The organism is Nonomuraea ceibae, assembly GCF_019396325.1.
GTDB classification, from domain to species: domain Bacteria; phylum Actinomycetota; class Actinomycetes; order Streptosporangiales; family Streptosporangiaceae; genus Nonomuraea; species Nonomuraea ceibae.
Genome location: NZ_JAHKRO010000010.1, coordinates 136,031 through 161,719, shown reverse-complemented (window position 1 = coordinate 161,719; position 25,689 = coordinate 136,031). Strand labels below are relative to the sequence as shown.

General features: G+C 69.7%; 26 protein-coding genes and 3 pseudogenes. 14 read left to right on the top strand and 15 right to left on the bottom strand.

Annotated features, from left to right (window positions below; all coding sequences use genetic code 11):
- Positions 1-706: 706 nt before the first annotated feature.
- A pseudogene (locus KME80_RS10180) lies at positions 707-847 on the top strand (IS3 family transposase); the annotation flags it as partial.
- 128 nt (positions 848-975) lie between these two features.
- On the opposite strand, the pseudogene KME80_RS50160 reads toward KME80_RS10180, so the two are convergent.
- From KME80_RS50160 to KME80_RS10165, 4 genes and pseudogenes are all read right to left on the bottom strand, one after another.
- Positions 976-1,320, bottom strand: a pseudogene (locus tag KME80_RS50160) (tyrosine-type recombinase/integrase); the annotation flags it as partial.
- Positions 1,321-1,366: 46 nt separating this feature from the next.
- A complete protein-coding gene (locus KME80_RS10175) occupies positions 1,367-2,413 on the bottom strand; it encodes a LysR family transcriptional regulator (protein WP_219503180.1) in 1,047 nt (348 codons plus the stop codon).
- A gap of 78 nt (positions 2,414-2,491) precedes the next feature.
- Positions 2,492-3,493 (bottom strand): acyl-CoA desaturase, encoded by a 1,002-nt coding sequence (locus KME80_RS10170; RefSeq protein ID WP_219503177.1) that lies wholly within the window; start codon positions 3,491-3,493, stop codon positions 2,492-2,494.
- A gap of 31 nt (positions 3,494-3,524) precedes the next feature.
- Entirely contained in the window at positions 3,525-3,836 is a 312-nt protein-coding gene (locus KME80_RS10165; protein WP_219503176.1) for a UBP-type zinc finger domain-containing protein, read from the bottom strand.
- 316 nt (positions 3,837-4,152) lie between these two features.
- On the opposite strand from KME80_RS10165, the gene KME80_RS10160 reads away from it, so the two are divergent.
- On the top strand, positions 4,153-4,341 hold the full coding sequence (locus tag KME80_RS10160) for a hypothetical protein (protein WP_219503174.1): 189 nt from the start codon (positions 4,153-4,155) through the stop codon (positions 4,339-4,341).
- 27 nt (positions 4,342-4,368) lie between these two features.
- Here the strand turns inward: KME80_RS10160 and KME80_RS10155 are convergent, their stop codons facing one another.
- Entirely contained in the window at positions 4,369-5,508 is a 1,140-nt protein-coding gene (locus KME80_RS10155; RefSeq protein WP_219503172.1) for an AI-2E family transporter, read from the bottom strand.
- A 194-nt stretch (positions 5,509-5,702) separates the two neighbouring features.
- Here KME80_RS10155 and KME80_RS10150 point away from each other — a divergent pair, with 194 nt between their 5' ends.
- A complete protein-coding gene (locus tag KME80_RS10150) occupies positions 5,703-6,605 on the top strand; it encodes a YihY/virulence factor BrkB family protein (RefSeq protein WP_219503170.1) in 903 nt (300 codons plus the stop codon).
- A 91-nt stretch (positions 6,606-6,696) separates the two neighbouring features.
- Here the strand turns inward: KME80_RS10150 and KME80_RS10145 are convergent, their stop codons facing one another.
- Together KME80_RS10145 and KME80_RS10140 are read right to left on the bottom strand one after the other, a co-directional pair.
- A complete protein-coding gene (locus tag KME80_RS10145; protein WP_219503168.1) occupies positions 6,697-6,963 on the bottom strand; it encodes a hypothetical protein in 267 nt (88 codons plus the stop codon).
- A gap of 231 nt (positions 6,964-7,194) precedes the next feature.
- Positions 7,195-7,413: a hypothetical protein gene (locus tag KME80_RS10140; protein ID WP_219503166.1), complete on the bottom strand. Its 219-nt coding sequence runs from the start codon at positions 7,411-7,413 to the stop codon at positions 7,195-7,197.
- 420 nt (positions 7,414-7,833) lie between these two features.
- Between KME80_RS10140 and KME80_RS10135 the strand changes: the two genes are divergently transcribed.
- The 3 genes and pseudogenes from KME80_RS10135 to KME80_RS50155 form a co-directional block, all read left to right on the top strand.
- Positions 7,834-8,421: a DUF5994 family protein gene (locus KME80_RS10135; protein ID WP_219503163.1), complete on the top strand. Its 588-nt coding sequence runs from the start codon at positions 7,834-7,836 to the stop codon at positions 8,419-8,421.
- 117 nt (positions 8,422-8,538) lie between these two features.
- On the top strand, positions 8,539-8,862 hold the full coding sequence (locus KME80_RS10130) for an STAS domain-containing protein (RefSeq protein WP_219503159.1): 324 nt from the start codon (positions 8,539-8,541) through the stop codon (positions 8,860-8,862).
- 363 nt (positions 8,863-9,225) lie between these two features.
- Positions 9,226-10,071, top strand: a pseudogene (locus KME80_RS50155) (PP2C family protein-serine/threonine phosphatase); the annotation flags it as partial.
- On the opposite strand, the gene KME80_RS53160 reads toward KME80_RS50155, so the two are convergent.
- From KME80_RS53160 to KME80_RS10110, 3 genes are all read right to left on the bottom strand, one after another.
- A complete protein-coding gene (locus KME80_RS53160; protein ID WP_219503156.1) occupies positions 10,023-10,322 on the bottom strand; it encodes an STAS domain-containing protein in 300 nt (99 codons plus the stop codon). The pseudogene KME80_RS50155 and the gene KME80_RS53160 overlap by 49 nt on opposite strands.
- 74 nt (positions 10,323-10,396) lie before the next feature.
- A complete protein-coding gene (locus KME80_RS10115) occupies positions 10,397-10,831 on the bottom strand; it encodes an STAS domain-containing protein (RefSeq protein ID WP_219503153.1) in 435 nt (144 codons plus the stop codon).
- A 159-nt stretch (positions 10,832-10,990) separates the two neighbouring features.
- A complete protein-coding gene (locus KME80_RS10110) occupies positions 10,991-11,833 on the bottom strand; it encodes an alpha/beta hydrolase (RefSeq protein ID WP_219503149.1) in 843 nt (280 codons plus the stop codon).
- 211 nt (positions 11,834-12,044) lie between these two features.
- On the opposite strand from KME80_RS10110, the gene KME80_RS10105 reads away from it, so the two are divergent.
- The gene (locus KME80_RS10105; RefSeq protein ID WP_219503147.1) at positions 12,045-12,602 is read left to right on the top strand and encodes a hypothetical protein; all 558 of its coding nucleotides are present in this window, start codon (positions 12,045-12,047) and stop codon (positions 12,600-12,602) included.
- 49 nt (positions 12,603-12,651) lie between these two features.
- Here the strand turns inward: KME80_RS10105 and KME80_RS10100 are convergent, their stop codons facing one another.
- On the bottom strand, positions 12,652-13,194 hold the full coding sequence (locus KME80_RS10100) for a DUF5994 family protein (protein WP_219503144.1): 543 nt from the start codon (positions 13,192-13,194) through the stop codon (positions 12,652-12,654).
- 291 nt (positions 13,195-13,485) lie between these two features.
- Here KME80_RS10100 and KME80_RS10095 point away from each other — a divergent pair, with 291 nt between their 5' ends.
- Positions 13,486-13,659, top strand: coding sequence for a hypothetical protein (locus tag KME80_RS10095; RefSeq protein ID WP_219503141.1), 174 nt, complete (start codon positions 13,486-13,488; stop codon positions 13,657-13,659).
- Positions 13,660-13,750: 91 nt separating this feature from the next.
- A complete protein-coding gene (locus tag KME80_RS10090) occupies positions 13,751-14,602 on the top strand; it encodes a universal stress protein (protein ID WP_219503139.1) in 852 nt (283 codons plus the stop codon).
- Between the two features lie 91 nt (positions 14,603-14,693).
- Here the strand turns inward: KME80_RS10090 and KME80_RS10085 are convergent, their stop codons facing one another.
- On the bottom strand, positions 14,694-15,023 hold the full coding sequence (locus KME80_RS10085; RefSeq protein WP_219503136.1) for a hypothetical protein: 330 nt from the start codon (positions 15,021-15,023) through the stop codon (positions 14,694-14,696).
- Positions 15,024-15,747: 724 nt separating this feature from the next.
- Here KME80_RS10085 and KME80_RS53155 point away from each other — a divergent pair.
- Entirely contained in the window at positions 15,748-15,942 is a 195-nt protein-coding gene (locus KME80_RS53155; protein ID WP_372455350.1) for a DUF4158 domain-containing protein, read from the top strand.
- On the opposite strand, the gene KME80_RS10075 is transcribed toward KME80_RS53155, so the two are convergent.
- Both KME80_RS10075 and KME80_RS10070 read right to left on the bottom strand, forming a co-directional pair.
- Entirely contained in the window at positions 15,923-16,267 is a 345-nt protein-coding gene (locus tag KME80_RS10075) for a lipocalin-like domain-containing protein (protein WP_219503129.1), read from the bottom strand. The two genes, KME80_RS53155 and KME80_RS10075, sit on opposite strands and share 20 nt — an antisense overlap.
- Positions 16,268-16,507: 240 nt before the next feature.
- Positions 16,508-17,887 carry an MFS transporter gene (locus tag KME80_RS10070; protein WP_219503126.1) on the bottom strand — a complete coding sequence of 460 codons (1,380 nt, stop codon included), beginning with the start codon at positions 17,885-17,887 and terminating at the stop codon, positions 16,508-16,510.
- A 160-nt stretch (positions 17,888-18,047) separates the two neighbouring features.
- On the opposite strand from KME80_RS10070, the gene KME80_RS10065 reads away from it, so the two are divergent.
- From KME80_RS10065 to KME80_RS10055, 3 genes are all read left to right on the top strand, one after another.
- A complete protein-coding gene (locus tag KME80_RS10065; RefSeq protein WP_219503123.1) occupies positions 18,048-18,620 on the top strand; it encodes an NADPH-dependent FMN reductase in 573 nt (190 codons plus the stop codon).
- Positions 18,621-18,693: 73 nt separating this feature from the next.
- On the top strand, positions 18,694-19,677 hold the full coding sequence (locus KME80_RS10060) for a zinc-binding dehydrogenase (RefSeq protein WP_219503120.1): 984 nt from the start codon (positions 18,694-18,696) through the stop codon (positions 19,675-19,677).
- A 125-nt stretch (positions 19,678-19,802) separates the two neighbouring features.
- Positions 19,803-22,535: a helix-turn-helix transcriptional regulator gene (locus KME80_RS10055; RefSeq protein WP_219503117.1), complete on the top strand. Its 2,733-nt coding sequence runs from the start codon at positions 19,803-19,805 to the stop codon at positions 22,533-22,535.
- Positions 22,536-23,802: 1,267 nt separating this feature from the next.
- Here KME80_RS10055 and KME80_RS10050 read toward each other — a convergent pair.
- Complete coding sequence (locus tag KME80_RS10050) at positions 23,803-24,216, bottom strand: hypothetical protein (protein ID WP_219503115.1); 414 nt, start codon at positions 24,214-24,216, stop codon at positions 23,803-23,805.
- 524 nt (positions 24,217-24,740) lie between these two features.
- Between KME80_RS10050 and KME80_RS10045 the strand changes: the two genes are divergently transcribed.
- Positions 24,741-25,361 (top strand): hypothetical protein, encoded by a 621-nt coding sequence (locus KME80_RS10045; RefSeq protein WP_219503113.1) that lies wholly within the window; start codon positions 24,741-24,743, stop codon positions 25,359-25,361.
- The last annotated feature ends 328 nt before the right edge of the window (positions 25,362-25,689 follow it).

Here is a 25,689-nt window from a genome sequence, read left to right as displayed (position 1 = left end):
CGAAGCTCCTGGGGATGCTGTTGCTCTTGGTCGACAACGCATCTACCAGGGGCTTCTCTGCTTGTAGGTCAAGATCGAGAGCCTGCAACATGCTTGTGACCTGGCGCTTCAGGATGGAAATGGCTCAGTCGTTCTCTCGGCTTCGAGTGAAACGAACAAGATCTATGAATACGGTCCTGACGTTTGCCCAGGTGCGATGTGGAAGATTCGCAATCGTTGATCTGTAGGACAGAATCTCGAACGCTACTCGTCGCTGGCGCCAGCGTGTTGCCGCGCGTCTAACCTGTGGGTGAGGCCGAGGTGGCGCTTCTGTCCGGATGTCAATAGCGGTGCCCCCCACCCACGCGGTTGCTCGTTGGTTGCTCTTCGGTACATGGCACGTGTCAGCACGTGGGGGCATTCTGGGGTATTGAGCACCCGATAGAAGCCGTCACAGTGCCACAATCAGGTGTATCTGGGCGTGACTTAACACCAGGACTAGCGACTCTTAATCAGCGGGTCCGGGGTTCGAGTCCCTGGCGGCGCACCATCATAGAAACCCCAGTCCAGCGTACTGAGCTGGGGTTTCTTGCTTCTCGGGGAGCCTTGGGCGGGGTCAAGTCTCGCCGATGGTTGCTCGCTGGTTGCTCGTCGGTAGGGTTCCGGCGCATGGCTGGTGCTTCGGTCACCGGTTCGGGGCGACGGGGCCGTCGGGCTTGAGCGCCGACGCCGGCGCTGGAACACCCGCATCGAGCTCGCAAACGCGATCTTCGAATGCCTGGAGATCTGGCACAACCGGCAACGACGACACAGCAGCCTGGGCATGCTCACCCCGATACAGTTCGAGAACACACCCACCGTGGCATGACAATCCAAGAACGCGTCTCCACCGAACTCGGGGCGATTCAGGGATTGTCGTGGGCAATTCGCCCCATCGGCGGTGAACTTCTTGTAGCGGAGGAACTCGTGCTCGGCGGCCTCCGATCGAGTCTTGGCGTAGTGCATGGTCATGGCGAGGGTGAGGCGGCCGAAGTACCTCATCACCACGTGAATGGGAACGCCCGCGTTGATCAAGTCGGTTGCCCGGGTGTGCCGGAAGTGGTGCGTCTGGGAGATGTGAACTGGCCGGCCCATGCTGTCGGTGACGTTCAGCCGCTGGGTGAGGTCTCGTAGCCGTGACTGATAGGTCTCGGCCGGGTAGGGATGCCGGCCGAGCCGGTTGTCGTGCGTGCGCAGGAACAGATAGCGCGGCAGGACTTCGGCGCCGCTCTTCTGATCGTTGAGCATCTGACGTGCGACTTCTTGACCCCGCCTGACCTGGGCGGACTTCCCGATCTTCATGATTGGCAGCCCGCCGGTTGCGTTTAGCCCAGAGCGCCCGGCCCATTCAGCCCGCGCCGCTGCCGGGCGGGTCAGGCAGGCGCGTCGCCGGTGCCGGCGGTGCTCGGTGCCCCTTCGCGGGCGCCGGTTCGATGACCGGGGCCACGGGCTCCAGCCAGTCGAGCCGCTCCGCCAGGTGGCGGGCGCTGTCGATGACGCTGGCGATGTGCGAAGAGGGGTTGTCCTGGTGCCACAGCAGTGACCACGGGTAGTGCGTGGCGGGGTCGGTCAGGGGCCGCCAGGTGGTGCCCGGCCGGTTGGAGGAGCGGAAGGAGGAGGGGACACAGTGCACGCAGCGGTGCTGGAGGACGAGGTCAGCGGCGGCCCGGGAGCTCTCGACGGTGCCCTCGTAAAGGGCGGGCGTGAACCCGGCCGAACGGCACAGCGCGAGCACGAACTGGTTGAGCTCCGGGGTCTGCGACTCCTCACCGAGCAGCAACAGCTCGTCGGCCAGGGCGATGACGGGCACGCCGTCGAGTTCGGCGAAGCGGTGGTCGTCGGGCACCAGGACGCCGAGCGGATCGAGCCGGACGAGCTTGGACGTCACCTCGGCCGGGGCCTGGGAGGCGTGTCCGATGGCGATGTCCAGGCGGCCGTCGGCCAGTTGCCGGTACTGTTCGGGAGTGCCCGCCTCGACCTGGTGGATCGTGATGCCGCTGTGGCTCTCCTGGAGTTCGCGCAGGATCTTCGGCATGGTGTCGTAGCCGGCGTCGATGATGCCGACGCGCAGTGTGGGCGTCGAGGCGGCGGCGTTACGTGCGGCCTGCCCGGCCCTGCTGACGTGGTTGAGGATCTGGCGCGCTTCGACCAGGAACGCGGAGCCCGCCGGGGTCAGGGCGACATGGTGGGTGCTGCGGTCCAGCAGCCGTACGCCCACCTCGCGTTCCAGCCGCTGGATCTGCTGGCTCAGCGCCGACTGCACGATGTGTTCACGTGCGGCCGCCCGACCGAAGTGCAGCTCTTTGGCCAGTGTCACGAAATAGCGCAGTTGCCGTAACTCCATGCCCGCCCCCTTTCTGCCCTGGGCGGCGTCGATGCGGGCTGTCGTCTCCACTGTAGGTCCCCCAGGAGCGGGTGAACCCCGAGGCGGTGCCTGCCGGGCTGAGGCGGCGGAGAGCGGCAGGCCCTTCGGTCAGTCTCCGGCCGGCGCGCGGGCCTGCCGGCGCGGACCGACGCGTCGGCGTTGGACGCGTTCTCGGTCGGGCCAGTGCACGTCACCCGCCCAGCCGAGCCGTTCGAACAGGCCGATCATGGCGGCGGACGGGTCGAGCTGACCGCGGTCGAGGCCGTGGCGGGCGCAGCTCGGTTCGCTGTGGTGGCCGTTGTGCCAGCTTTCGCCGAAGGACAGCAGGGCCAGCGGCCACAGGTTCGTCGAGCGGTCGTGGCGTCGGGTCTTGAAGGGCCTGGCACCGATGACGTGGCACAGGGAGTTGACGCTCCAGGTGACGTGCTGGAGCAGCGCGACGCGGATCAGTCCCGCCCAGAGGAAGGCGGTAAGCCCGCCGTACAGGGTGCCGGTGATCGCCCATCCGGCCAGGAACGGCAGCGCCAGCGACAGCGCGCACAGCGCGGGAAAGGCGCGTGCGACGCGGGACATCGCGCGGTCGGTCAGCAGATCGGGGGCGTAACGTTCGGCCGGGGTCGGATCGTCGGCGAACAGCCAGCCCAGGTGGGCATGGACCAACCCCCGAAGCTGCCCGCGCAGCCCGGTGCCGTACCGGTAGGGCGAGTGGGGATCGCCGGGACGGTCGGTGAAGGCGTGATGGCGGCGATGCACCGCCACCCAGTCGATCACATTCCCCTGGAAGCCCATCGAACCGGTGACCGCCAGCGCCACGCGCAGCCAGGGCCGCGCGGTGAACGAGGAGTGGGTGAGGAGCCGATGGAAGCCGATCGTCACCCCCAGGCCGGTCACCACGTACAGGATCGCGGCCAGCAGCAGGTCAGTGAGCGTGACTCCCCGGCCCCACGCCAGGAGGACCGCGGCGCCGAGCGCGACGAACGGCAGCACCACGATCGCCCCCGTCAGGGCCACCTGGAGCCGCCCGGCCGGAACGTGGTCCTCCGCCTCGGGGAAGGGCGAGGTGCCGTCGTAGTCCTGGTGGCGTTCCGCCACCTGTTCGGAAATGGTCATAGATCTCTTTCCTCTCGTCTCTACGGTGCGGCTATACGGTGCGGCGGTGCACGTAGCACCAGCGCCAGGTCGGATTCGTCCCCAAGGCGGCGGCCACCGGGTGGTCGGTCTCCTGGTAGTGGGCCTTGGCGTGGCCGCCCCGCGAATCGTCGGAACAGGCCACCCAGCCGCAGGTCAGGCACACCAGCAGGCGTGTCCAGGTGCGGCCGAGGGACAGGCACTGTTTGCATTCGGGCGGTCCGTGCCGCACTTGGGGGAGTTGGTCGATGTGCTCGCAGCGTGGGACCTGACCGTTCAGGCCTGCGCGGTCTTTCGCGTCCGTTCCTTGTGCGTCCAGGGTCATCACGACCCCCTCACGGTGACAGCGACGCGAGTTGCGCCGGCTGGTCACTCACCAGTCAAGGCTCTCGGCCGGCTGTGCGGAAACAGGCAATCCCAGCTAGCCTCATCAGCTGAGGCGATCGCGAGCCTGCGGGTACGTTCCCACGATGCCTGATCGAACGTCCCGACTCGGAGCCAAGGACGGCAGGTGGATGATGACCGATGCCCGGCCTCCGCAGCGGCCAGGCCCTGACAGTGGTCTGGATGAGGCCCTGGCCGACGTTTTGAAGGCGGTCAGCACGGCCTCGCGCGCTCTCGCCCTCAGGGACGCGATGAGCATGGCCTGTCATGGTGACCGGCAGCGGCTCGCCGCGTGCCTGGAGGCGATGGCGCCGGGTCAGCTCGCCGAGGTGGCCGCCGCCGCACGCCTGGTCAGCGCCGCAGCCGACCAGGCGCTGGCCGGGAAGGTCCGCGACGGAGGCGCGCCACCGCCCGCCCCGGCCTCTGCCTGCCGTACGGCCCCATGAGCCCGCCACCGCCCGCCTCGGATTGGGTCAATCCTGCTGCTCGGGTCCCTTCTCAGGAGGTACGGGTCGCCCGGGTGGTTTCGGGACCGGTGCTGCCGGGAGGGGAATCGGGTCGTCCTTGAAGAGCTCCGGCACGGCCCGGTAGAGGATTGCGGTGATCGGCACGGCCACGACCGCGCCCGCGATCCCGGCCAGGATGCCGCCGACGGCCAGCACGATGATGATCGCGAGCGGGTGGAAGTGCAGGACCCGGCCGACGATCAGCGGCTGGAGCACGTGGTTCTCCAGTTGCTGCTCCACGATCAGGATGCCGATGAAGATCAGCGCGTAGACGGGGCCCTTCGCGCCCAGCGTGACCAGCGTCGCGACCGCACCGGCGAAGAGGATGCCGACGATCGGGACGAAGCTGGCCAGGAAGATCAGTACGGCCAGTGCCGCCCACAGCGGGACTCCCATGACGGCCAGCACCAGCCCCATGAGCACGCCGTGCACCGCGGCCACGGCCACCGTGCCCTGCACGTAGTGGGACAGCGTGGTCCAGGCGGTCCGCCCGGCCCGGTCGACCCGCGGCGCCATCCGGCCGAACCTCTTGAGGAACCAGGACCAGATCCGGTCGCCGTCCTTGAGCAGGAAGAACGTCACGAACAGCAGGAGCACGATCGAGGCCAGCACCTCGACCACCACCACGGTGCCCACGAGGACCGTCGAGGTGATCTGCTGCTGCCGCTCGGTGACGAACTTGGCGATCTCGTCCACCCAGCCGCTGAGCTGGATGGGCTTCAGGTGCAAAGGCCCGGAGTAGAGCCAGTTCTCCACCGTCTTGGCCGTCTGCCTGACCTGCGTCACCAGGCCGGGGAACTCCGCGTTGGCCCGCACGCCGATGATCCACCCCGTCCCGCCCAGCACGGCCAGGGCGACGAGCATGGTGATCCAGGTGGCGTAGATCGCCCGCAGCCCCGACGCCCGCAGCCGCCGGGTGAGCGGGAACAGCAGCGCGGTCAGCAGCAGGGCGATCGCCACGGGCAAGGCTATGAGGCGCATCGACGCCACGAAACCGAACACGTAGTTGGCCACGACGCCGATGACGATCAGGCACGCGCACCAGGCGGCCATCTTGGCCAAGGTCGCCGGCACTAACCGCAGCAGGCGGTCCTGAGGTGAATCCATGGACGGGTACTTCCCTCCCGGGCGGAATCAGGCGTGCTTCCAGGCTCCCGGTCGGGGAAACAAAGAATAAAAATCGCCTTATGGGTAGGCCATCCGCCCTACCAGCTTCTCACGACGGCAGGGTGAGCCATCTTCTGCGAAACGACCGCGGCACGTGATCACGGCCGTGTCCCCCCGACGTACCGGCTCCGGGCATGAGCGCCGTCCGGCGCTGGGCGGGCTGGCTGGCGAGAGGCTGGGAGCGGGCCAGGAGCAGGTACGGGTGGCTGGATCACGTGGTGCGCGCCCTGATCCGCTACGACAAGGTCGACGCCGGTCGCCTGTCGGCGGCTCTCACGTACTACGCCTTCTTCGCCACCTTCGCCCTGGCCCTGCTGGGGTTCGCCGTCCTCAGCCGCGTCCTGGACCACCCGGCGGTGCTGAGCGGGATGCAGCGCTACCTCAGCGACACCTTCCCGCGCCTTGACGTCCAGGCGCTGCGCGACGCCGGAGGAACAGCCGGGCTGGTGGCCTGTGTGGTGCTGCCCCTGACGGGCCTGTACTGGATGGACACGCTGCGCTCGGCGACCAGGGCGATCTGGCGGCTGGAGGAGTATCCGGGCAACTTCTTCCTGCGCCAGATCATCGACCTGGGCGTCATGGTGGGGCTCGGGACACTGCTCTCGCTGTCGCTCACCGTCGTCTTCGCCGCGGAGTGGGTGCTGAGTCTGCTTGCGGTGAACACCGTGGGCGTGCAGGCCGCCCCCGCCCAATGGATGCTGTCGGTGGCGGCGTTCGTGCTGGGAATCGGGGTCAACACCCTGCTGGCCATGGCGCTGCTCACCGCGCCACCGCGGCTGCACCTGTCGCCGCGACGGGTGATCGGGCCGGCGCTGGTCATCACGATCGGCTTGGAGATCCTCAAGACCCTGGGTCAGGCCGTGCTCAACCTCACCGCCGCGAACCCCGCGTACCAGGTCGTCACCGGGGCGGTGGCGATGCTGCTCTTCCTCAAGGTGCTCAACCAGCTCATCCTGTTCGCCACCGCGCTGGCGGCCACCAGCACCACCGGAGACGTCACCGACCTGGCTGTTCGGGCAGGCCCGCCGAAAGCGTGAGCCGCGATCAGCTCCGGCGATGAGCTTTGCGCGGAACGCCGCTTCGGTCACCGACGTGCCACCGTCGACGACCTCGTCCGGCTGGCCACTGTCAGGGCGTGTCGGGCACGCCCGCCTCGGCGCTGTCTGTCTTCGACACACGCGCCGACACCACGTTGGCGAGGTTGATGACTATGCCGTTAACGTCGGCTTCGCGATCATGTCTTGCCCGGATCAACACCAGGCTGCGCCGCTCGTCTACAGCACGAGCGATCGCCGCCACCGCCTCCGGCTCTCCGTCGAAGTCTCCGCTGATCACGGAGACGTCTTCGCCGCCCATCAGGTGGAATCGAATGATCAGTGCGACATTCTCATGCACGGCCGGCTCCTTTCGCCAGAATCCGCAAGGGGCCCCTGCCTAGGGTCGAACGCTGTAGGCGGTGGCCCTCCGCATTCGCCTACCGTGGCGCGGACGCGGTGCCCTCCAGCCGGGCGGGGATACGGAGTGTCGGTCGCGGCACCCGGTCCGAACCGGTTTGCTGCTCTGGTCAGTGGTCGGTGATGAGGGCGTCCAAGGCGGCTTCCTTGTCGGCTTCGGTGGGGTCGTCACTCAGGCCGACGGCGTCGCCGAGGCCGGTGATGTCGCGGGGGCGCGGTCGCTCAGCCGGCCGCCGCGGTGGTTGAGGAACAGCGCGGCGTGGGTGCCGGCTCCCTTCCAATCGGCGCGGGACTGCAGCCCGTCGGTGAAGTCGTCGATGGCCGACAGGTAGGTGTCGATGGTGTTGGGGGCGCGGCGGCCGTTCTTCAGATGCCGGCGGAAGTCGCGCACGGCGCCGGCTGCGGTCGGGTCGATGAGCGGATCGCCGTCCAGGGCGCAGGCGTCGGCCTGGTCGGCCAGCCAGGCCAGGTGACCGCGCAGCCGGGAGGCGTACTCGGTCTTGGTGGAGCCGGCCAGCGGGGCGTGCGCGAGCGCGGCGGTGTAGTCGGCCAGGACGACAGCGTGCGGAGCGGAAAGCGGCCGAGCCCGCGACCGGCCCGTGTTCCGGAAGCTGCTCCGTCCGGTTCCGCGAGCTCTGCGGGCTCGTTTCCGGATGTCACCCCCTCAGTCCACTTCCGGAATTGCCGAATTTCGGAAGTCATGCCGTACACTGAGAGTACCGAGGTCTTATCGAGCGTTGGCATTCAGGTCCGCGTCGCCCCCGGCGAACCACCACCGGCCTCTTCGGAGGCCTGGACAGGTCAGGCGACCATGACGCCGACGCTTCTTTCTCAACCCGCACCGCTCAGCCCCGCCTCGCCCGCGATCCCTCGGGTCGATTCCGCGCTACGGCTCAGCCTCAGCCCGGTGCCGAACAGGCTGGCTGTGGTGGACGGGGCCTGGTGGCCCTCCTCCCATGACGCGGCCGCCGAACTGCCCGCCCTCATCGCCGCCGTGGACCGGCTGCTGGATCGGGTCACGCTCCGCATAGGCCTGCACCGTCACGTGTGGCAGAACATTCCGCGCCGTATCCCCGCGCGCGGGCGGCAGGTCCGCATCGGCTGGTTCCGCCACACGGACCCGCGCGTGATCACTCTCAGCTTCGCCACCGGCGAGCCGGTCGGCCTGCTGATCGTCCCTTCGGGCACCGCCGCCGGCGCAGCCGAGGCCACGCTCAAGCTCACCGCCCAGGACATCGCCGGCATGAGCATCGACGCCATCCTCACCCTCGCGCATCTGCCCGCCGGCCCCGCTCCGCGTGCCACGGCCGACGGATCGGCCCGCTGGGAGGACGAGGGCGGGTCGGTCATCGGGCAGGCAGCGCAGCCATCCATGGGACGGCCGACGCCGTCGCCATGACCCGTGCCGCCTGCCGGCCGGATCGAGCGGTCCTGGCACCGCCCGTACTGGCGGCGGGCCGATCTCCGGCCGGCAGGCATCTCATCACTTTCAGCTTCTCCCGTGAGGAGACATTCCATGACCGTCATCGACACCGCCCCGCTCGCCGGGGTGAGCGCCTCGGCGCCGACCCTGGTGCATCTGTCAGGGGACATCGACATCTTCACCACAGCCCGGCTGCGCCGCCGGCTGATCAACACCCTCGATCACAGCACCGACCTGCTGGTCCTGGATCTGTCCCAGGTCACCTTCTGCGGGGCAGGCGGGTTGGGCGTGCTGGTCGGCGTGCAGAGCCGTGCCCGGACACGGGGCATCACGCTGGCCCTGACCGGCGTTCCCCCGCGCATGGCTGGATTGCTGCGCATCACCGGCCTGGACCGCCGCTTCCCGGTCATGGCGTGACCGGCATGCCGACCGCCGGCCGCATCGCCGCCGAGGCGGGCTATGACAGCGATGCGCCATTCCCCCGCCCCGCTGCGCCCGTGCGGGCCGGCGTCATCCCGGTGACCCTGACCGCGGCGATCGTCATCGCGCCTTTCCTCGCGCCGGCGCCGGCAAGCACACACTGCGCACCAGCACGCCCGGGAGACGTTAGCCCTGGTCAGCACGCTTGAAACAAGCTCGTACCGCAGGGGGGAGACGATCTATTGTGAGGGGAGAGGCTCCAGGGGAAGGCGTCAAGGTGACGGGTGATGGTGAGCGGATGCTGGGCGGCCTGCTGGACGCCACTGCGAGCGGCTTGAGGCGATCCGGATCGACGCCACCATGGCCGGGCGCGCCTTCCGCGGCGTGGAGATCGTCGAGGCCCGGCATGTGATGGATCCCGCCGCTCCTGAGAGAGTCCCTGCCTCGTCGGCCGGCGAGGGACCGCAGCGACTATGGGTGCCGTTGCTGAGCGGCACCGAACGGGTCGGCGTCCTGGGAGTGAGCGTGCAGCGGGGATCTGAGGCCGCGGCATTGCTGGCCGGCCGGCTGGCCTCGCTCGTCTCGCTGCTGCTGATCAGTAAGCGCCCCTACAGCGATTCCTACGCCCGCCTGGTCCGCGCCCGGCCGATGACGTTGCCGGCCGAGGTGTTGGGGAATTTGCTGCCGCCTGAGGGCTTCGCCGATGACAGGGTGGTGGTCAGCGCTGCGCTGGAGCCGGCCTACGAGGTGGGCGGCGATGCCTACGACTACGCGATCGACGGCGACACCCTGCATGTGTCGATCTTCGACGCGATGGGGCACGACACCGCGGCCGGGCTCACCGCCACCATTGCCATCGGGTCCGCTCGCACCAGCCGCCGCCAGGGCACGAACCTGCCCGCGACGAGCGAGGCCATCGACGCGGCGATCGCCGAGCAGAGCACCGGCCGCTTCGCTACCGGTGTCCTGGCCGATCTCGATCTGCGGACCGGCCGGCTGGCCTGGGTCAATCGAGGTCATTATCCGCCGTTGGTGATCCGAGGCGGCCAGCAGGTCGCCACCTTGACCAGTGTGCCCGACCCACCGATGGGTCTCGGCCTGGACCTGTCCACCGGCCTGCTGCACTACCAGCTCGAACCCGGGGACCGGCTGCTGTTCTACACCGACGGCATCATCGAGGCCCAGAGCCCGAACGGGGAGCTGTTCGGGCTGGAGCTGTGGTCGAGGTCGGCGAGTTGCAGCACCTTGGCCACATGTGGGTGGGGAGCGGCCAGGGCGATGACGATGTCGAGGGCTCCTGCCTGGTCCCGGATCCCGACCACGACGCTCAGCCCGGCAGCATCGCAGAACGACACCCCGGACAGGTCGAGGTTGAGCAGGCCGGTGCTGCGGTGCAAGGCTCCCTGAAGGCGCTCGCGTACGGCCTCGCTGGTGCTGAGGTCGAGCTCGTCACACATGCGCACGACGGTGGCGGCTGCGGGACGAGCCACAGAGCCGCCTCGGGAGAGGGGTCGAGAGTGGTCATGAGGTGTCAACCGGGCCGCGCCGACGCCTGGAGGTCGAGACCGGGTGTCTGGTGCCAGCCGGTCAGCTCGAGCAGGCGTCGCATCTGTGCAGGCGCCGAGCGCAGCGTCAGAACCTGGTCGCCGTCGCCCTTGTGGATGGCGGTGGCGGTGACGACGAAGGCACGCAGGCAGCCGACGTCGATGAATTCCAGGCTGCTCAGATCCACGCAGAAGTCGTCGTCCCCGCTCGCCAGTGCGGCCAGCGCGCGCTTCAGCGCCGGCAGGGTGGCGTAGTCGAGCTCGCCCTCGATCCGCAGACCTGCGCGCTCGGCGAGCGGGGTGATGCGGAGGAGGCCGTCGGTGGTGACGGTGGTGGCGGAGGTCGGGAGAAGCGCGGTAACAAGCCGTTCGATCAGGGCGGCGAGCACGAGTGCGGACGCGCTCGCAGTGTGGGTGTTCATGTCGGGCTCCTACGGGGGGAGACAAGGGGGGCAGCCGGTTCGAGGCGGCGGCGTGAACACGTTGCTGGACGCCGGCGTGAGCGGTGTCGTGCGCGCAGTGCTTCGATCGTCCGGCAGGCCGGTCGGAGCGGTAGTCACCAGACCTGCGTGGCAGCGCGCCTATCGGGTGTCGCCGTGGTTGCTGCCGGGGTGTTTCGTGATGTACTGCACGGCCCAGTGAAGGACATGGTCGGCGACGCGTTCCCATTGGGGGGCGGCAAGGGCGAAGTGCGGCATGCGGGCGAACTCATGGTAGTTGGTGTGCGCGCGGGACTTCTGATAGCGCTGGTAGGTCCTCCGTACCAGGGTGGCGGGGACGGTGTGATCGGCGCCGCCGGCGACCAGGAGCAGCGGGGCGCGCGTGTCGTTGCGCACGTCGACTCCGGTGGCGGGGTGCCGTCGCAGGTTGGCGGTGGCGGCCTGGAACACCGGCCGGCCCGGGGCGGGTACGTGGTAGCGCTGGTAGAGCCCGTCCGACTCCTGCGCGGTCAGGGTGTTGGTGAACGCGTAATGGAACTGTCCGGCGCTCAGCGCCACGGTGCGGGAGCGGTTGGCGGGGTTGGACAGGACCGGGAAGGCCGAGCGCAGGCTGCTGAGCGGCTGTCTCAGCACGCCCTGGATCGGGGTGGGGTGGATCGCGACGCCTGCGGCGCCGAGGCCGCGGTCCAGCAGGATCTGGGTGATGAGGCCGCCCATGGAGTGGCCGACGATGACGGGGGGCTGGGACTGCTCCCTGATGATCTTCTCGTAGAAGTCGGCCACCTCGGTGACGCCCAGGCCGTTCATGACTTCCGGGTTCTTACGCAGCGCCTCGACCTCGATCTCCATCCCGGGCCAGGCCGGGGCGGACACCTCGTGGCCGCGTTCGGCGTAGCGCTCGATCCAGTGCTCCCAGGCGCGCGGGGTCAGCCACAGCCCATGAATGAGGACGACGGGGGGCTTGGCCTCGGTGCTTTCGGTCATGGGTCTCTCCTATGGAGTCATCGAGCAGGCGGCCGGCAGCCAGGAGGTCGAGAGCCGGGCTGTCCCCTTCAGCGCACAGGAGTCCACGGCCAAGGGAAACGGGCAATTCTTGCGCCGCTCATCTGCGGAGCTGATAACCGGTGCCTTCGGTGACCGGCACGGCAGCGGCGCCACCGCCGTGTCCGGCGACGGGCGGCGTACTGTGAGTGTTGTGACCTATCAAGACGTGCCGACCGACCCGCCGCATGACGCGGTGGTCCCGGTGACCGCACTCGTGGACGCCTGCCGGCACTTCGCCACCCACGTACGACTCCTGGCTGACCAGCTCGGTGCGGTGGAGCTGAGCGATGACGACGTCGAGCGGGTCCACAACGCCGTCCATCAGGTTTTCACCGCGGCGGGGCTGGCGGGCGCCCTCGCCACCGGGCTGCAACGGCACACCGGCGAACAGGACTGCCCTCACTACAACGTGCTCACCGACGCCGAATGGGACCCGCTGGCCGAGGGGGGCCGACACGGGCGCAAGGCCGTCTACGGCTGTGAGCTTCAGCCCGGCCACGCGGGCGCCCACGCGGCGCATGTCCAGGTCCTGCCCGGACCGGACCGGTTCATCTGGATCCGCTGGGACCTTCGCGCCCGCGAACTCGTCACGTTGCCGCCGTGCCCGGCCGAACGCGCCGACTCCGACCCCGACCCGCGCTCCCCCTACGGGGACGAGCCGGCGCCCTGCCTGCTGTTCGAGGGGCATGTCGGGCCACACCGCTACTGACCCGGATCCGGATCGCCCGCAGCGGGCCGCCGCCTCGGCCCAGCACGGGTCAGGTGGTCGCGGGCGGCGCGGTCGCAGGATCGGTGACGCGGCCGCCCTCGTTCTCCCAGGAGGCCGTGCCGTCCCTGCCGGGTGAGCCCTTCGCGGAGGCGGCGGGTCGCAGGATGTCGGCGGGGCGGACGCCGACCGTGCCGGAGGCGGCAAACGCGAGTGCGGTCTCGGCGGGGCCGGCCGCGGTGCTGGGCGGGATGACCAGCAGGGTGACGGGTGCGCTTCCCGCGATGCTCAGGGTGATCAGGTGCGGATCGGCGCTGCGGAACCAGCCCACCCTGACCTTGCGGCCCCCGACCGTGGTGCGGCGCGGGATGTGATCCCAGGCGTCCAGATGCACGCCCACACGCAGGACGGCCCTGCCGAGCCGCCGGTCGACGGCGGAGATGAGGGCGGGCAGTTCGGCGGCGGCGTCGCGGGTGTGCGGCCACCACGCCCCGTCGACCGTGCCTCGCCGGTCGAGGGCGGCGTTCAGGCTGAGCCTGGGCGCGGATGGGGTCTCGGGAGCAGAGCCTGCCGGGGAGAGAAGTGCGGTCATCATGGTTGCACGGCCTTTCGGGCCCTCGTCCAGGGGGCCGGAACCGGTCTATCGCCGCGGGCGACGCCAACTCGGATGTCAACGCTCGAAATGTCCTCGGTAATTTCTATTATACCTCTTCGTGCGAGGCCGGAAGAGGCGTCGATCCGCCGCCGGGGAAATCGCCGCGAAAAAGGGTGCTGTTATCGGCTGCGGTGATAATCAGGTCGGTGATTGCCTGTTTCCCGTTCTCGCCGGAAAGGCCACCCTGGAACCAAGGTCGCGTTGCGTCCGGAGTAGTCGAAGGGAAGCGCCATGAGCCTGACCAGGAAGATCAAGTCGAGAGTACGGGCCGTTCAAGGGTGGGTCATGCTCAACTTCGGCCGCGCCACCGGAAACCAGCACCTGGAGTCGAAGGGCTTGGCCATCCGGCCCGAAAATGACCCGGGGCGGCACGACGAGAAATCCGGGGGAACGTTCAGGCGCTGATCCCGGAGATCGGCGACGACATCGAACAAGCGGGCCTGGAATATTCGCGCTTCGGTGGATCAGAAATTGCGGACACAAACCTGGAGAAGCCATGAATCAAGTCATTGTCGTGGGCACGGACGGTTCGGACGCCGCGACCGCGGCTGTCGAGTGGGCCGCCGACGACGCCGCTCGTGCCGGGGCCCGGCTCCGCATCGTCCACGCCGTGGAGCGCACGCCGTACGAGATCGCGAAGTTCTCCGCCCCCGGCCAGGATGATGTCATCGCGCTCAGCGCGCAGAGCGTACTGAGCGACGCCGAGACAGTGGCACGCAAGCGACAGCCCGGCATCGATGTCGACTGCGAGCTGCTCCAGGGCGCCGCCGCGGCGAGGTTGCGCAACCAGGCCGGCGACTCAGCCGAGATCGTGATCGGCGGCAGCGGCCTCGGCGGCTTCCCCGGAGCCGTGCTGGGCTCGGTGAGCACCCACGTGGCCGGGTACGCGCACGGCCCGGTCGTCGTCGTCAGATCCGCCCCCGACACCGCCCACGGGGAGGTCGTCGTCGGGCTCGAGGACTATCACGCCTGCGAGCCCGCCCTTGCCTACGCCTTCGAGCAGGCGATGCTGCGCGCGAGCACGCTGCGCGCCGTCCATGCGTGGCAGCCACCGGCGCACGCCCACATCCCGAAAAGCGCTCATGACCTGGACGAGATTCACGCGGCTCAGTGCCGGACCGCGGCCACCGTCCTCCAGGGCTGGCGGCAGCGGTATCCGCAGGTTCAGGTGATAGAGGACGTCCGTCGCGCCCACCCCGTCGACGCTCTCACCCGCGCTTCTGAAGGGGCGGACCTGGTGGTCGTGGGCTCCCAGGGCAGAGGGGCGATCGGCACCGTGATGCTCGGATCCGTCACCCTCGGGGTCTTGCACGCCGCACGCGCCTCCGTCGCGGTGGTGCGGCCATGAGGGGACCTCACCGCTGCTGAGCCCACCGCGGGCCCGACGCGCGAAGCTGCCGGGCTCGCGTTCTCCCGGCCTCAGCCGGGGCCAGCATGGCTCAGTCGTCCTGCGCCGCGTCGAGAAGGTGCGCCCCGGCGTCGTGCAGGGTGATGCCGTGGCCCACCGCGTGGTCGGCCGGCGCCCCTTCCCGTGTCGCGCTGGTCGCCTTGAAGCGGGTGTCGCGGGTCGGACCGTCGCCGACGAGGTGGCCGAGCAGCTGGCCGGCGCGGTCGTACACGGCCCACCGCCCGGTGCCCACCTGCGGCATGGAGGCCGGGTTGTCCTTGAGCCACTGCGCGTTGGCCGCGTGATCGGGCCGCTCGGCGGTCTTGTCCGGGTGGGAGGATGCCTGTGCGGCATGACCTTCGGTTTTGCGAGCACTGCTCATGTCGCGTCTCGCTCTCTGATGACGGCTGATGTCTCCGAGATGTCGGAGAAGCACTTTCAGCCTTGCACCACAGGGTATGGCACAGATCCCACTGCACGCGTGATCACAGGCGATACCGAGCCAGCGCGTCGGCGGACACAACCGCTCCTCATCGGGGATCACCCCTGATAGCCGACCGTGGACCGCCGGCTGTCCCCGACCGGGAGCGGTACGCCTACCTTGAGAGGAACGCGTGGCCCAGAGCACGTCCGATGATCCAGGTCGGTGGTGGGCGACGCAGCGGAGTTCTGGCGGGAGGATTTCGGCCATCTGGGCGCCGCCTGGCCGGCCAGATGCTCAGGGCCAACGCCGCCCCCGGCGCAGGACTCCCCCGCTCGAGCCGCCCCCGCCGCCCTGTACCGGGCCATGGTCCGCCTCACCCACCCCGTCTCCGGCATCGAGGAAGACACGGAGTAGATCAGACAAGCGTGGCGACCACCAAAGCCCACGCCCTCCATCACGCTCAGGTAGGCCTTCGAGGAACCTGAGTGCAGAGATTGGCGGTAGATAGCTGATCTTGATGCCGGTTCGATGACGGCCGCTGATCCTGCTGATCGCAGGTCATACGGTCCGGGGCCATGCCTTTCGAATTCCTCTCCGATGAGCAGGTCGCCCGCTACGGACGCTTCCCCGAAGAGCCGTCCCCGGCGGAGCTTGAGCAGTTCTTCCGCCTGACCACACAGCACTGGGAGTCTTGGAGACCGAGCGCCGTCCGGCGACCAGGCTGGGATGGGCTGTGCAGTGGGGGACGGTTCGCATGTTCGGGGTGTTCCTGACCGAAGACCCGCTCGCCGTCCCGCCCGAGGCCGTGGCCTTCGTGGCCGAGCAGGATGCGGCTGGATCGGCTTGCCAGGCCGGGATCAGAAGCGTTCGTAGGTGACGCGCCAGCCTTCTGATGCGTCCGTCGGCCTGAGGAGCAGCGTGTCATCCGAGACCTTGAAGGTGCGTGTCAGGCGCTGGCCGATGAGGTCGGGCACCAAGGATGACTGGATCGTCATGGTGAACGTCCGGGCGGTCTCATCGACGGTGTAGGTCCCGTAGTAGGCCTCATAGCCGGTCCTGGTGTACGGCGTGTCCGCGGCCTTGGCATGGGGATTCATGGCCTGCACCGCCACGCCGCCGGACTCGGTGAAGATGATCTGGCCGGAGTGCGGCACGGTTGCGGGTTCCCGGCGGTGCCTGTCTCCAGCGAAGTCATCCGCCACGAGCCGACGAGCGGTGAGGTGCTGTCCGGTGTCGCGCTGGCGGAGGTGCTGGGGGAGGGGAGAATTGAGCGGTGCTGGGCTGGGCGCAGGAAGCGGTGGACGCCATCGTGCGTGCCAGTGCGAACGCGAGCGAGATGCTCTTCAGCTTGCTCATGTACCCAAACACGCTCACTGCGCTGGCTGACCCGTCGCCGAAACGACCCGTGAGCCCTGAGGCCATGGGGTGGTGGCCTGTGCGGTTCAAGAATCGCGCACGGCCCGCGCCTTGGTGGCGATTCCGGCGGCCAGACCCGCGGCCTGCAGCACGGCCAGGACGATGACCCCGGTGCGGAATCCGGCGGCACCGCCCGAGGCCAGGCCGTAGGCGAGGGCTGCAAGTGACGGCCCGACGGTGAAGGCCAGGGTCCGGACGGTCATGCCCACACCGGCGCCCGTGCCGATCATGCCGGGCGGGGTCGCGGCCAGCATGGCGGTGTTGACCGGGACGTTGAACAGGCTCTGCCCGATGCCGACCAGCGCGAGCCTCCACGCCAGGTCGGCCACGCCCGCGTCCTGGCCGAGCGTGAGCATGCTCACCGTACCGGCGAGGGTGAGGGCGCCGCCGGCGCCGAGGACGAGGCGGGGCGGGTAGCGGTCGGCCAGCCAGCCGCTGATCGGCGAGCCCAGCGCAACGGCGCCGATGAAGAACAGCATCGACAGCCCCATCATCCCCGCGCCGCCGTGCAGCACGTCCGAGACGTAAAAGGGCAGCAGGAAAAGCGTGAGCCCGATGTAGGAAGCCATCAGCAGCAGCGACAGCAACGGCAGCCCGAACGCCGGGCGCCGGGCCAGCTTGATGATCGGGCGGGACGACCGCAGCCGCACCCACCAGGCCGTCAGTACCACCGTCAACACTGCCAGGACGGCGGCGGCTGCCACGGCGCCGACCTCGATCCGGTCGAGCGCCAGCAGCAGGGCGGTGACGGCACCGCCGAGCACGAGCGTGTCGCCGAGCAGCGACCGGCCGGGCGCCGGCAGCCCGCCCTTCCCGCGTGGCAGAAGGCGGCCGCCGAGCCACAGCACGAGCACCAGCACGGGCAGCTTGATCAGGAAAACCGGGCGCCAGCCCCAGCCGTCGGCCACCAAGCCACCGAGTGGGGCGCCTGCCAGGGAACCGACCGGCATGATCGTCGCCACGTATCCCAGGGCCCGGCCACGCTGCTCGGGCCGCACGCTCGCCGCCACGATCGGCATGTAGACGGCGGCGACCAGCGCGCCCATGACGCCCTGCAAGAACCGGGCCGCCAGCAGGATCCAGAACGCGGGGGCGGCCGCGGTCACCAGGCTGGTCAGCCCGACCCCCGTCACCGCGAGCAGGAAGACCGCCCGGGCGTCCGCGTGGTCCACCCAGCGCCCCAGCGGGATAGCCAGGGCCGCCGCCGGCAGCGCGTACGCCAGGATCACCCACTTGGTCGCCGCCGAACCGACGCCCAGCTCCGTACCGATGGCCGGCAGCGTTACGGAGGCGAGGCTCATCTCCAGGGTGACCATGAGCATGGCCAGGCCCATCGCCAGGATCGGACCCCAGCGAACGGGCTCGGTGGTCGCCGGCTCCGGGGCTTCATCGGAAAGTCGCGTCATGGCGCCGACCGTAGGAATCCATGCCCGGCCGCCGCCTCTGCCGGACGACTGGGATCGCGACCCGGACACGAACCCGGTCACGTGACCGAGGCGGACCCAGGACGGCCGCTCTTAGCGTCGTCACCAGCAAGAGCACAGCAACAACCGAGAGGATCGACCCGTGTCGAGCGATCCACTGCACGTAGCCGTCATCACCGGCAGCACCCGCGAAGGCAGGTTCGGCCCAACTGTGTCCTCCTGGTTCCTCCAACAGGCCGCCCGCCGCGACGACCTGACGGTGGACGCCATCGACCTGGGTGAGACACGCTTGCCAGACGCGCTCAGCAGCGAGCCGACCCCCGAGGTGGCGGCCGTGTCGCCAAGGCTCGCCGCCGCTGACGCGTTCGTCGTGGTGACGCCCGAGTACAACCACAGCTTCCCCGCCTCACTCAAGAGCGCCATCGACTGGCACTACACCGAGTGGCTGGCCAAGCCCGTCGGCTTTGTCTCGTACGGCGGGATTGCCGGTGGGCTGCGCGCTGTGGAACAGCTCCGGCAGGTCTTCGCCGAGCTGCACGCGGTGACCCTGCGCGACACCGTCAGCTTCCACGCCGCCGGGGAGTTGTTCGACGAGGCCGGGGGACTGCGGCAGCCCGACGCGCCCGCCGTCGCGGCCAAGGTTCTGCTCGACCGGCTCGTCTGGTGGGGCTGCGCGCTCCGCCACGCCAGGACGGTCCAGCCGTACGCCGTCTGAGCCGCCCAGCATCGCTTCGGCGCCGACAGCAGGCCCGCGCCGAGAAGAAACCGACGATGACAGGAGTTCGATCATGCACGCCATCCGACTGTACGAGTTCGGCCCGGCCGAGAACCTGCGGTACGAGGAGGTCCCGGATCCCGAGCCGGGTCCCGGCCAGGTACGCATCGCGGTGAAGGCCGCCGGAGTTCACCTGCTCGACACCGCGCTGCAGGCGGGCCGGGGCGACCTGCTTCCCTTCCCGCTCCCCGAACTCCCGGTGACGCCCGGCCGTGAGGTTGCCGGGGTGGTGGACCAGGTGGGCGAGGGCGTGGACGAAAGCTGGCTCGGCCGTCGCGTGGTCACCCACCTGGGCCTGGTCAACGCCGGATACGCCGAGCTGGCCCTGCGGGAGGTCGAGGCGCTGTTCCCGTTGCCCGACGGACTGACGTACGAGGCGGCGGTCGCGATGGTCGGGACCGGCCGGACCGCGCTGAGCATCCACCACATCGCGCAGGTCGAGCCCGACGACGTCGTGCTCGTGACCGCGGCGGCCGGCGGTGTCGGCACGCTGCTCGTCCAGGCGGCACGCAACGCCGGCGCCACCGTGGTGGGTGTCGCGGGCGGGCCGGCCAAGGTCGAACGCGTCCACGCCTCGGGCGCCCACATCGCGGTCGACTACGACGAGCCGGGGTGGTCCAAGACGGTGCGTGAGGCGCTGGACGGCCGCGACGTGACCGCCGTGCTCGACGGTGTGGGCGGTGCCGCGGGCCGCGAGGCGCTGGAGATGCTCGGCATGGGCGGCCGTATCCTGCTGTTCGGCTGGTCTGCCGGCTCGCTGACCGAGATCACCGGCCAAGACCTGGTCAACAGGATGCTGTCGGCCACGGTCCCGCTCGGCCCCCGGATGATGCGCGTACCGGGCGGGCTGCGCGCCATGCAGCAGAAGGCGCTGGACGAGGCGGCGAGCGGGCGGCTCGTCCCGGCGGTGCAGGCGTTCCCGCTGCGCGAGGCGGCGCGGGCGCACACGGCGCTCCTCGAACGACGAACGGTTGGCAAGGTCGTCCTGCTTCCGTAGTAGACACCGCGGGCAGATGCGTGGGGCGACGCGGCAGGACTGGAACGGGGATGAAGCGGTCTGGCTCGCGAGCCGAGGCCGATTCGGGCGAATTCGGGCAATGTGGCTGTATTACAGTTCTAGGCATGCTGCATGGCAGAGCCGACGAGCTGGCCCAGATCGACCGGCTGCTCGTCGCTGCCCGCGACGGCCGGAGCGCGGCGGTGGTCATCCGGGGCGAAGCCGGGATCGGCAAATCGGCACTGCTGGAGCACACCGCCGCTGCGGCCTGGGACATGCGGGTGCTGCGCACGATCGGCACCGAGGCCGAGAGCGAGCTGCCCTTCGCGGGCCTGCACCTGCTGCTGGGCCGCGCCGCCGACCGCGTTGGCACCCTTCCCGACCGCCAGGCCCAGGCGCTGCGCGGCGCGCTCGGGCTGGAACCGGTGTCCGGTCCTGAGCGCTTCCTGGTCGGCCTCGCCCTGCTGACCCTGCTGGCCGAGCTCGCCGAGGAAGGACCGCTGCTGTGCCTCATCGACGACGCGCACTGGTTAGATCCCGCCTCGGCCGACGCCCTGCTGTTCGCCGCCCGGCGCCTCAACGCCGAAGGGGTGGTGATGCTCTTCGCGGCCCGCGACGCGCACGCGCCGCCCTTCCCGGCACCTGGCCTCACCGAGCTGCGCCTCGCCGGGCTGGACCATACCGCGGCCGCGGACCTGCTGGCCGAACACGCCAGAGACCTGCCGCCGTACGCCCGCGACCAGATCCTTACCGAGGCTCGCGGTAACCCGCTGGCCCTCCGCGAGCTGCCCACGGCCCAGCGCGAGGGGCAGATCCCCGAGTACGCCTTCCATCTGGGCACCCTGCCGAGCCACACCCGCATCCAGCAGACCTTCGCCGACCGGATCGCCGCCCTGCCGGAGCCGACCAGGACACTGCTGCTGGTCGCGGCCGCCGAGGGCACCGGCGACCTCACCGTGGTCGCGCTCGCGGCCGGCCGGCTCGGCGCACCCGTCGAGCACCTCGACCCGGCCGAGCACAAGGACCTGGTGCACCTGACCGACGGGCGGCTCACGTTCCGCCACCCGCTGATCCGGTCCACCGCCTACCAGAGCGCTCCGCTGGGCCAGCGGCTCGCCGCCCACCAGGCCCTCTCCGATGCACTGCCCTGCGTCGGCAACATCGACCGGCGCGCCTGGCACCTCGCCGCCGCCACCACAGAACCCGACGCGTACGTGGCCTCCGTGCTGGAGAAGACCGCCGAGCACGCGCGAGCCCGGGGCGGCCACGCCGCCGTGGCCGCCGCCTACGACCGCGCCGCCCGGCTCAGCCCCGACACCCACGACGGTGCCCGACGGCTGGCCTTGGCCGCCCGCGCCGCCGCCGATGCCGGGCAGACCCGGCGCGCCGCCGAACTGGCCGACCAGGCCGCCCCGTTCATCACCGACCCGCTCGTCCGGGCGGAGCTTGCGCAGGTCCGCGCCCTCGACCTGTACGTACGCGGGCTGCCGAAGGCGGCGCACACCGTGCTGCTCGATGAGGCGCTGGCGAGCGCCGGACAGGTGCCACGCAAGGCCGCCTTCATGCTGTTCGACGCCATGGGCGCGATCTGGCCGACCGGGGACGCCGCAGCCCTCCGCGACACCGCGGCGCGCATCCGGAACCTCATGCCGACCAGCGAGCCCGGGACGCGTCCCTTCATCGAGGCTGCGTACGGCCTGGCGCATCTCGCCGCCGGCGAACCGGAGGCAGGACTCCCCGCCCTGCGCAAGCTGATGGGCAACGGCGAGCTCCTACGCGGGCTGCGGCCGATGGAACGGGCCTGCGCCGAGGAATGGGCCGTTCTGACCGGCGATCTCGACGTCGCCCACAAGTTGTCCACCACGCTGGAACGCGACTGCCGCGACCAGGGTGCCCTCGGCGTGCTCCCAGAGGTGCTCCGGGACCTGGCCCGCATCCAGCTCTTCCGCGGCCGGCACCGCGACGCGCACACCCTCGCGACCGAGACGCTGCGCATCGCACAGGATACCGCCCAGGTCCTCTACACCGACGACGCCCGCGGCGTGCTGGCACACCTGGCGGCCATCGCGGGCGAGGAGGAACACTGCCACGCGCTCGCCAGCCAGACGTACGACCGGCTCGGAGAGCCGCACGCGGACTGGGCCGCGAGTGCCCTAGCCCTGCTCGACCTTGGCCTGGCCCGGTATGAGGACGCGCTGCGGCGGCGTGAAGAGCTGGGCGCGGCAGCCGCCCGGCACAGCGTCATCGGCCTCTACACCCTGCCCGACCACGTGGAGGCCGCCGCCCGCCTCGGCCTGCCCGGCCGTGGCGCCGAACCGCTGGCCCGGTTCGAGGCCTGGGCCAACGCGACCGGACAAGCGTGGGCCCAAGCCGTCGTCCTGCGCTGTCGCGCTCTGCTCACACCCGATGAGGAGGCCGGCCCGCTGTACGCCCATGCGGTGCAGCTCCATCAGAAGAGCGAGCGGCCGTTCGAACGCGCCCGTACCGAGCTGCTGCACGGCGAGTGGCTGCGGCGCTCCGCGCACCGCTCCGACGCCCGGAATCCGCTGCGTTCCGCTCTGGAGATCTTCGAACGGCTCGGCGCCGCCCCCTGGGCCGACCGCGCCCGCAGCGAGCTACGCGCCACCGGCGAGAGCCGCCCCCGCACAGCGGGGGCGACCGACCTGCTCAGCCGCCTCACTCCCCAGGAACTACAGATCGTACGGCTGGCCGCCACCGGTCTCACCAACCGCGACATCGGGGCCCAGCTCTTCCTCAGCCCCCGGACGATCGGCTACCACCTCTACAACGCCTACCCCAAGCTCGGCGTGGCCTCCCGCAACGAGCTCGCCCGTCTGGACCTCGGCACCACCAGCTAACCGCCCTTATGCCCGGCCGGTGACCTCAGTGACCAGGACCGGGTTTTGATGGCCCGGCGCTCGGGTCGGCCTCCGGGGAGGACGGATTTGGCGGTAGCACTCTCTGTGGCATAGGTGACTGACAGTGCAGGCGTACGCTTCGGTTCGGATGTTCCTCGCGGCGTGCGTGTGTCGGAAAACGATCGTCTGCCGACACTCACCGAGCTGATCACGGAACCGCAGGTGAGCACTGTCGATAACTCGTGCCGAAAATCAATGTCGGTGAACGGTGTGTGGAGTAGATTTCGACAGCGATCTTCGGGCGCGCGCGGGTCTCGACCGCCGACCAGAACTCCGACCATCAGATCGGCGCACTCCTGCGTGAGGGCGACACCCGGAAGGCCACCCGCCTGGAGGGCATGATCGGCCCAGTCCGGCTTCGGCCGGGTGACCTGACGCTTCAGCACTGCCACCCCATGCCGAAGGACCATGATCTGAGGGAGGATTCGCCGCCGTAGCCAGTCGCGGGTGCGCGGTGGATCCGACCAGCACCGAAGCTCGCTATGTCCGCACGGCACAGCGCGCAAGGTGATCGCGGCCGGTCAGCCTGCCGCCGGGCTCTGTTCGCCGTCTTGGCGTACCGTCCCGAGGGGGATGAACCTCGGGCGAGGTCGGGTCGTTGCTCGCTGGTTGCTCGTCGGTACGGTTCCGGCGCATGGCTGCATAGTGCGTGGGGGTACGGGCCTCGGCTGCGTCGCTGGGACGGCTCGACTCTGCGAACCGGCCCGCGCGCCGGCGGGCACCGGGACGTGCCCTGCACTCAGGGCTACCGCTTCCACCTGCGCCGGCCTGGCTGCACATGGCGGCCACCACGCTCAGTCAGCACCTCTGGACCGGCCTGCCGTACGGCATCTTCGCGGCCACGACCGTCCAGGAGTTGATGGACGGCTGGCGGGGCGCCGTACTCGGCGACTCTCACCACCACGTCGACTCCCTGCACCTGTATGAGCGGGACCTGCCCGCTATGGAGACGCCGTGGGAGGGATTCGACGCAGTCCTCGCCGACGTGCGGTCTGGCAGGCCGGTCCGCCATCCCGGCTGGAACGGCATGGCCGCGGTGCTGGCATGGAAGCGGGGTCACCGCGAGGCCGCTCTTCGGAGCAGGTGCCGCCGCCGCTATGCCGACCTGGCTACCGAGCACAGCGTCGGTTCCGTCACGCGGGCTACTACTTCCTCATGGAGTGCCGCTCACCGCCGCGGGTGCTCGTGGCGGCGAGCGGTGGTCGCGTCAGTAGCTTCTGATGACGGTGGAGTTGTCGGCGTAGTCCCACTCGCGTGCCGAGGAGATGGCGTTCACCGTCAGGTTGAACGGTCCGGGCCCGGCCTCGTACCGTCGTACCGTCACCTCGAAGAACTGCGGGTACGAGCCGGACATCAGTTCGCAGGTCGCCGCGAAGGTGGCGATCTGGCAGTGGGCGGTGCCGTTTCGCACGCCGGTGATGACCTGGCCCTTGGACACCTGGAAGTTGACCTTCACCCGGTCCACCGGGCCTTCCGCGCCGACGCCGACGGCGTAGACCTCTGAGCCGATCGCCTCGCCGTTCACCCAGACGTTCGCCGGTGTCCCGGCGTGGGCGGCGCTGCTCAGCATCGTGGTGACGGCAAGGGCGGTAAGGGCGGTGATGGCCAATTTCTTCTTCATGAGAATCTCCTGTCAAAGTTCCGGCCGTAAGGAGCCGGAGGGGGTGAGCCTGTTGTCTCGGCAGCTCCCCCGGAGGTGGATCGGGGTGCCGGTCTCCTTCGTGATCGGATTCCTGGGCGATCACGAAGATACGGAGACGGCGGCGGCGGGGAATCCGCCGTGCTTAGGTACTTCCGTCGCACGCCTTCAGTACGGCGGCGGTCAGCTCGTGGTCGAGTTCGGTGTCGGCCTGGCCGGTGGTCGCCTGACTGATCTGCTGCTCGCGGACAACGAGGCCGCCGCCACCTCGCCCGCACCGACGCGCAGACCGGCGGATGACGAGAGCCGAATCGGAATCCACCTGCCTGCGGGCAGCCACTGTCGGGTGCGCCTGGGCCTCATCAGCGCCGGGCCTGACCAGCTATGGATCACCTGGGCACCCGGCCCGGGAGGGCAAGGGGTGCTGCCGCGTGGTCGTGGTGGCCGGCAGCTGAGACCGAAAACGGTGCACAACTTCCGTGGCGCACCGTACGTCTCATGCATGTGTGATCAGAAAAGCGATGGTTGCCGCCCTGGTGGTTGGCTCCGTACTGGCGGGAACGGGCGTGGCCGACGCCGAGGCGAGCAGGATTCCGAAGAATTTCCTGCTGAGTGAGAAGGAGGCGAGGGCGCCGCGGGATGAGGCGGACTCCATCGAGTACTGGTGGAAGATCAGCGACAAGCTGTCCAACCGTCCCCTGCTCGCCCCTTGCCGAGGGGCGCGCACTGTCCGCGACGGCCGGGTCGCGATGCGGACGATCACGCATCTGACCAGCGCCCCGTCGTCGGACGGCGAGCAGCTCGTGCTCTATCGGAGTGCGAAGGCCGCCCGCGCGGCCTTCCTCGGCCTGCGGGCCGAGGTGAAGCGGTGCCCTGGAAAGGACCTCCGCCTGATCGCCAGGACCGTGCGCATCGGGGACGAGGGCATGTTCGTGGGGAGGTACGACTACGACAAGGGCAAGCGGGATCGGGAGCCCGTCCATTCGTGGGCGGTCGGGCGTCGGGGTGCGGCCTTGTTCGTCTACAGCGCCGATCAGGCTTACACCACCAATCCGGGCAAGCTGGTCACGGGCCGGGCGAAGCGGATGGCGAAGAAGGTGTGCGAGCTGCGGAACGTGTGCCGCTGAGCGAGCGGGTGGCAGGCCCGGTCGACCGAGGTCGTCGAGGTCGTAGATCCGAAGTACGGGAACGTTCTGGCCGTCGACCAGGGCAGACAGTGGCCGTCATCGAATCGTCGTCAAGATCGAGCTCCGCAGGGGTGCCGTGGCGGGTCAGCCGATCTTGGGTGTGGCTCGCATGACGAGGGGACCGGCGGGATGGGCGGGGTGGCGTCCACACGCAGCCGGTGCCGCGGCGGGAGTGGACCCCGGCCGCCATGCGCCTGCACGGCGCGGACGTGCGGGTCGAGGAAATCATGCGGACGTGGTCACGGTGCCCGGGTGGCAGCACGGCAAG